This is a genomic window from Micromonospora sp. NPDC007271 (assembly GCF_040634005.1).
In the GTDB taxonomy this organism is placed as follows: Bacteria; Actinomycetota; Actinomycetes; order Mycobacteriales; family Micromonosporaceae; genus Micromonospora.
On sequence record NZ_JBEYER010000094.1, the window covers coordinates 20673 to 27164 of the forward strand.

At 69.0% G+C, this 6492-nt stretch carries 5 protein-coding genes; 2 read left to right on the forward strand and 3 right to left on the reverse strand.

The features are described from left to right. Positions 1–109: 109 nt before the first annotated feature. A complete protein-coding gene (locus ABZ570_RS26965; protein ID WP_358069313.1) occupies positions 110–508 on the forward strand; it encodes a hypothetical protein in 399 nt (132 codons plus the stop codon). On the opposite strand, the gene ABZ570_RS26970 is transcribed toward ABZ570_RS26965, so the two are convergent. The 3 genes from ABZ570_RS26970 to ggt form a co-directional block, all read right to left on the reverse strand. Beyond that, positions 486–1631 (reverse strand): DUF6596 domain-containing protein, encoded by a 1146-nt coding sequence (locus tag ABZ570_RS26970; protein ID WP_358069316.1) that lies wholly within the window; start codon positions 1629–1631, stop codon positions 486–488. The genes ABZ570_RS26965 and ABZ570_RS26970 overlap by 23 nt on opposite strands. Next, positions 1628–2047: a YciI family protein gene (locus ABZ570_RS26975; protein WP_358069319.1), complete on the reverse strand. Its 420-nt coding sequence runs from the start codon at positions 2045–2047 to the stop codon at positions 1628–1630. The genes ABZ570_RS26970 and ABZ570_RS26975 overlap by 4 nt, the downstream gene beginning before the upstream one ends. A 1137-nt stretch (positions 2048–3184) precedes the next feature. Next, positions 3185–5116 carry a gamma-glutamyltransferase gene (ggt, locus tag ABZ570_RS26980; protein ID WP_358069322.1) on the reverse strand — a complete coding sequence of 644 codons (1932 nt, stop codon included), beginning with the start codon at positions 5114–5116 and terminating at the stop codon, positions 3185–3187. 1030 nt (positions 5117–6146) lie between these two features. Here ggt and ABZ570_RS26985 point away from each other — a divergent pair. Continuing rightward, a partial coding sequence (locus ABZ570_RS26985) for a low temperature requirement protein A (RefSeq protein ID WP_358069325.1) occupies positions 6147–6492 on the forward strand: 346 nt, incomplete at its 3' end.

Consider the following 6492-nt stretch of genomic DNA (forward strand, 5'->3'; position numbering starts at 1 on the left):
GGCGAAGGCATCCGCGGCGCGCCAGTAGTCTGCGGCGATGGACAAGGTGCGCCACGCCCTGGTGTTCGCCGACCACAGCCAGTTCTAAATCCAAGATGTCGACGGGCAGATGGCGGCCGAGGCAGACGAGGGCTACGACTGGCCCGAAGCGTGGTCGGAGGAGTCGGTTGCTGTCTACTGCATTGGCCTGGACGGCCCGTGTTCGATCGCGATCGGCACGGCCCGCAGCGACCACGTCGAGACGACGCTATGCGTACACGGCGGAGAGCCGGCCCTGGTTGAAGCCGAGCACATCGTGGAGGCGGACCTGACGGTGCCAAGTGGCGTGGTCCATGTCTTCGGCTGCATGGAACCTCCCGGGCCTGAGCATCGAGTTGAGATCCCTGCCGGTCAGTACCGGATCCGGGTCTCACACGTGCCGTCCGACCCGCCACCGGTGCCGGTGAACGCGTTGGAGAAAGGTCCACACTTCCGGCATCGACCCGTCAGCGACACCGGCGGGCGTTGAGCCGGGCGGCCTGGCGCGTCAGGTGGTCACGCTCGGCGAGGTTGGGGGCCTTTTGGGCTGCCTCGACGTACAGCCGTGCCGCTGTGGCCAGGTCGCCGTCGCGTTCGTGGAGGTACGCCGCCACCGCCGCGTAGCGGGGCAGTGAGTCATCCAGCGCCGCGAGCGCCGCCAGCCCGGCGCGCGGTCCGTCGGCCTCGCCGACGGCCACCGCGCGGTTGAGCCGGACGACCGGGCTGTCGGTCAGGCGCGCGAGCTCGTCGTACCACTCGACGATCTGTACCCAGTCGGTCTTGTCGGCGGTGGGCGCGTCGGCGTGGAGTGCCGCGATGGCGGCCTGGGCCTGGAACTCGCCCAGTCGGTCGCGGGCGAGGGCTGCCTGCAGGATCTCGACGCCCTCGGCGATCGACTTGGTGTCCCATCGGCCGCGGTCCTGCTCGGCGAGCGGCACCAGGCTGCCGTCGGGCGCGGTCCGGGTGGCGCGCCGGGCGTGATGGAGCAGCATGAGGGCGAGCAGCCCCGCCACCTCGGGATGGTCGATCGCGGCTGCGAGCTGCCGGGTGAGGCGGATGGCCTCGGCGGCGAGGTCGACGTCGCCGGAGTAGCCCTCGTTGAAAACCAGGTAGAGGACGCGCAGCACGGTGGCGACGTCGCCGGGTTGGTCGAACCGCACGCCGGAGACCGTGCGCTTGGCCCGGCTGATGCGTTGGGCCATGGTCGCCTCGGGCACGAGGTAGGCCTGGGCGATCTGGCGGGTGGTCAGCCCGCCGACGGCGCGCAGCGTGAGCGCGACCGCGGATGACGGCGTCAGCGACGGGTGGGCGCACAGGAAGTAGAGCTGGAGCGTGTCGTCCACCGCGGGTGCGGGCCCGGGGGCCCGCTCCTCGTCGATGAGGTCCTCACGGCGGCGGCGGGCGGCGTCCGCCCGGGTCGCGTCGAGGAACTTGCGCCAGGCCACGGTGACCAGCCAGCCTTTCGGGTCCCGCGGCGGGTCGGCCGGCCAGACGCGGACCGCCTCGACCAGCGCGTCCTGAACGGCGTCCTCGGCCGCCGCGAAGTCGGCTCCGCGGCGGACGAGGATTCCGAGCACGCTCGGCGTGAGGCTCCGGAGCAGGGCCTCGTTCATTTGAAAGTGCACTCCGTGGTGGTGGGGTGCGCGGTCAGGAACGGGCGGACCTCGAGCCACTCGTGGATCGGCTTGCCGCCCGCCCCAGGGGCGGCCGACAGTTCCCCGGCCAGCTCGATGGCGCGCTCGTAGCTGTCGACGTCGATCACCATCCAGCCGGCGATGAGGTCCTTGGTCTCGGCGAACGGGCCGTCGATGATCGGCGGGCGCCCCTCGCCGTCGTACCGGACGAACGTCCCCTCGGCGGCGAGCGCCTGGCCGTCGACGAACTCGCCGGTCCCTTCGAGCCGGGCCGCGAAGTCGTTCATGTACTGCACGTGCGCCGAGATCTCCTCCGGCGTCCACTGGTCCATGGGTACGTCGTTGACCGGAGCCGGAGCGCCGCGGTAGTGCTTGAGCAGCAGGTACTTCGCCATCGTGGTTCTCCTCCGTGCGGGTGCGACCCATTCTGGTCACGTTCACCGCGGGGACGGAGCCGGTCACCGGTTCTCGACATCGCCGTCCGAAATTTCGTCAGCAAAGATCGCACCCAGTCGCGCGACGGCCTGCACGCCTTGAGGCTGGTGGTCTGCGCGGATCAGCCCACGCGCCTCCGGGCAACTGCCCCGGCCCCAGTCCGTCCGCGTCCCCCAGCACGAGCCGCCGCAGGGCTCGCGGGCTGCCCGCCCCCGGTCGTAGGCGATGTCCATCCCCCGCCCGGTCCGCATCCTGGGTGCCTGGCGCAGTTGGGGGAGGTCAGTGTTTCGCTGCTGGGGAGCGGCCGAGACCGGGAACGGGGAAGCAATCGTGCGGCCATCCATTCGGTGGCCAGTGCGAGCAGCCACAGCGGTAGCCGCCATCTGAGTGCCAGTACGGCGCCGGCGATCCATAGGGCGCCGGTCAGGGTGAACGTGGTCAGCATGCGTAGCTCGTGGCGTCGTCTGTCGGGTTCGCCTCGTAGTGAGATCGCCAGGTTGACATCCTCCCCGCCCTAAAGGACGGGGATTCCCTTGGTCGCCCTCGGGTTTTCCTGTTTCGCCGACGACTGCCTCGTGCGAGAGGACTCTCGTTGAGGTCTTACACCGTCTCCGCAGGCTGTCACCGCCAGTCCGGCGGCCAGAAGGTTGCGGGCCGCGTTGACGTCACGGTCGTGGGTCTGCCCGCATCGGCAGCCGTACCCCGGGTACGTCCCGACGCCGCACACCGGCGGCCCGGACATCGTGCAGCCGACCGGCAGGCGATGAGGTAACCACGCAGGACCTGGTCTTCGACCGGTCCCCGCTGCTGGCCTTGACCGCGGTGGGGGTGACGACGGCGGTGGCTTCAAGCTGGTCCACGACCGAGCGGATCGTCATGGCGTCTGGTGGACTCGGTGACAACCTGGGGTGGCGCGTCGCCCAGCGCATGGTCCCCGACGACCTGCTTGGGCTTCGGACCGACGCGTGCGGGTGTCCCGTCGTGGCGTCCTTGATACCAGCACCTCGAGCCGTTTCGCCCGCCCGACGCGGAGCCCCTTTCTGAAGTTGATCTGCCGAAAAGACCACTTCATACCGGGGCTCCGCGTCGGACCTTGTTCAGGACGACCGCGGCCTTGGCAAGCCGATCACTGTGCCTTCGCGGCGGGAGTCGGCGCCGCCGTACTGCTTGCCGGTCTTCGGATCGACCACTACTGCCTGCACCGAACCGATGTCGGCGCCGGTGCTGACCGTGTAGCCGAGCCCACGCAAACCGTCAACGGTGCCCTGCGGGAATCCGTTCTCGAGCGAGACCGAACTTGCCGCGCTGGTCACCGACACGCGAGGCGCGTCGATCGCGTCCTGGATCGTCATCTTGTGGTCGATGAGATTGAGCGCCACGTTAAACACCGAGTTGATGATCGTGGAGCCCCCGGGCGAGCCAAAGGCGACCAGTGGCTTGCCGTCGGGCGTGAGGATCAGGGTCGGCGTCATGCTGCTGCGCGGCCGCTTGCCCGGCTGCACATCGTTGAAGCCGGGCCCGCCAGTGTAGGGGTTGACGGTCGGCGTCAGGTTGAAGTCGGTCAGCTCGTTATTGAGCAGGAAGCCGAAGTTGCGGTACGAGGCATCGGTGCCCCGGTAGCCGGCGAACACGCCGATGCCGTGCCCCGACTCGATCGTGTTGGTGTAGGACACCAGGTTGCCCCACTTGTCGATCACCGAGAAGTGCGTGGTCGTCTCGCCCGGCCCGGTGACCGGTTCGGCCGTCGGGATCAGCACGCCCGCCTCGGCGTTCGGATCCTCGAACGGGCGGGGGTCTCCCGGCGACGGGTTCGGCGTGATCCGCGCGCCGGGCACGATCGCGGCCCCGCGGAGCGCGACGTAGTCCGGGTGCAGCAGCCCCCGACTCGGCTCGGGCACGAAGTCGCTGTCGCCCATCCAGACCGAGCGGTCCGCGAACGCGAGCCGCATCGCATCCACCATCACGTTCACCGTCTTCGGGGAACCGAAGCCGAAGCCCTGGCTCTCATCCCCGATCGGAAGGCGCTCGAGCATCTTCAGCATCTGGGTCACGGTCAGGCCGCCTGAGGACGGTGACGACATCGCCCTGATCTTGTACCCGCGATACGTGTTCTCGACGGGTGTGCGCAGCGTCGCCTGGTAGTTCTCCAGGTCGGCGAAGGTCATGCTGCCACCCTTGCCGTTCGGCGCCTGCGGGCGGTTGAACTTCTGGCCCTCGACGATGCCCTTGGCGATGTCGCAGCCCTTCTCCGGCATGTACACGTAGAAGCAGTCGGCACCGTTGCTGGCGATCAGGCGGAAGGTTTCGGCAAGGGGCTTGTTCTGCACCAGCGAGCCGACCGCCGGGGGTGCGCCGCCTGGGCAGAAGTACGCTTCGGCCTCCGGCGAGTTTCGTGCGCGGCTGCTGCAACTGGCTTCCGAATAGCGCGGCGTCGCGGCGAAGCCGGCGTCGGCCAGCTTGATGGCCGGCTGCAGCGTACGCGCCAGCGGCAGGTTGCCGTAGCGCTTCAGCGCCATGTCGGTGCCGCGCACCATCCCCGGCACGCCGACGGCCACGCCCTGCAGCGAAGGGTTCGGCACGCCCACGAACATGTCGGGTTTTGCGCCGGCCGGAGCGCGCTCGCGGGAGTCGATGGCAACCGTCTCGCCGGTTTCCGCCAGGTGGATCATCATGAAGCCGCCGCCGCCGATGCCGGCCGATTGCGGCTCCACGACGTTGAGCGCGTAGGCGATAGCCACTGCGGCGTCTACCGCGTTGCCACCGTCTTCGAGGATCTGCGCGCCGGCTTCGGCGGCGTAGGGGTTGGCCACCGCCACGACGCCCTGGCGGAACGCCTTGCCCGACCACGGCGGCGGGTTGCCTTGAGCCGGCGACGGCAGGGAGACGGTGGACTGGATGCCGAGCGACTGATATGTGCTGCCCGCATCGGCGATTGCCGTCGAGCCAGGGCTTGTGCCCACCAGCAGACATGTCAGCAGGACGCAGCCCAGGGCTCTTCGAGAGTGAGTCATGTCCTTCCCTTCATTCACGGACGTTTGGCTAGGTGTCACTAACCGGCCTGTTGCTCAGCGTCGCGGATCACGCGCGCTGCGTATGCGAAGCCCGGTCGCGCCTGCTCGGTCGAGAGGCTTCCGGCCCGGTTGGAGGCGGTCAACTGTTTGATGAACGCACCAAGCCGATTCTTTCCCGCATCGGCGTTGCCTCGGCTGGATGGAGGTGAGCGTATGCACATCAATTGTCAGTTGAGCGGTCGCGTGATCCGGACTTGAGCATCTCTTGAGGAGCGGTGAAAGTTCTATCCGGACGTCGGCTGGCCAGGACGGCCGGTGCGGGACGAGCGCACAGTTGGTCAATGGCCCCTGGGCTGGGGATTCGTAGGGCATGGGCGGCTGCTGCGGAGGCGGGACAGCGGGTGGGACCGCACGCGGGTTTGTGACGGACTTGTCGAGGAGCACGGATCGTTGCCTCATCCGGGGGCGGCCGGTCGCCCGGCTCCGTCCGGTGCGCGTCGGGGCGTGCGTGATCGGTGCGGACGTCGGCGAGCACGGCGTGACGGCGGAGTTGTTCGACCTGTCCCTGCCCCGCGGAGCGATAGCCCTCGGGCTACCTTCGCCGGCTGGTGGGCGCGTGCCCGGCGCGTGAACCCGGGGGATGCCGGACAGGCGCCGTGCCGCCGTCGCGCGGCGGGCGCGGCGTCACGGCGTCACCCCCTCTGCCCGGTCCAGCCAGGCAGAGGCGAGACAGTTGCGGCTTTCACCTGTGGGGCGCGTCGGCTGGTCACGCCGTGCGGGTAGGCGCGTGGCCGCGGGGGACCCAGGCGAGGAACCTGGCGCGCAGCGCTGTGACCGGTGTGGTGGGCAGGTCGGCCAGTGCGGCGGTGAGGCCGTCATGCCGGTACCTTCCGCGTTGCTGGTCGGGCTGGTAGCGCTCGCCTTCGCGTGGATCTTCTTGGTGACAGCACAGTTCACGTTCTGCTGGTGGGATCGCCGCGATTGGGCGCGCCCGGCAGGGCGGCGTGGCACTGTGACTGCGTGACTGGTCGGCGAAGCGGGGTTGGCGATGATGGCGGCTGGCTGGGTCGACCTGCTGCGTAAACCCGGAAGCCCGCAGCAGGCGACCTTCCTGGAGTTGTTCTTCGACGTGGTGTTCGTCTTTGCGTTCACCCGGATATCGATCCGGTCCGCCGACGTCCTCACCGGCCCCGACCGGCGCATCCCGAGCGTCGTCGCCACCGGCCTGACCAAAGCACTGTTACTGCTGCTGGCTCTGTGGGCGGTCTGGCCCCTCACTGCATGGACCACCAGCCAGTACGACCCCTACCACCACCGAGTCCAGCTCGTGGTCATCAGTTCATCAGATTCCTTCCGTGGATACTCCGGCCTTCAGGCCGGGGAGGAAACGGAAT

Coding starts and splice junctions, on each gene's coding strand:
- ABZ570_RS26970 (WP_358069316.1), bottom strand. CDS start 1,631: ATGAACGAGGCCCTGCTCCGGAGCCTCACGCCGAGCGTGCTCGGAATC.
- ABZ570_RS26975 (WP_358069319.1), bottom strand. CDS start 2,047: ATGGCGAAGTACCTGCTGCTCAAGCACTACCGCGGCGCTCCGGCTCCG.
- ABZ570_RS26965 (WP_358069313.1), top strand. CDS start 110: ATGGCGGCCGAGGCAGACGAGGGCTACGACTGGCCCGAAGCGTGGTCG.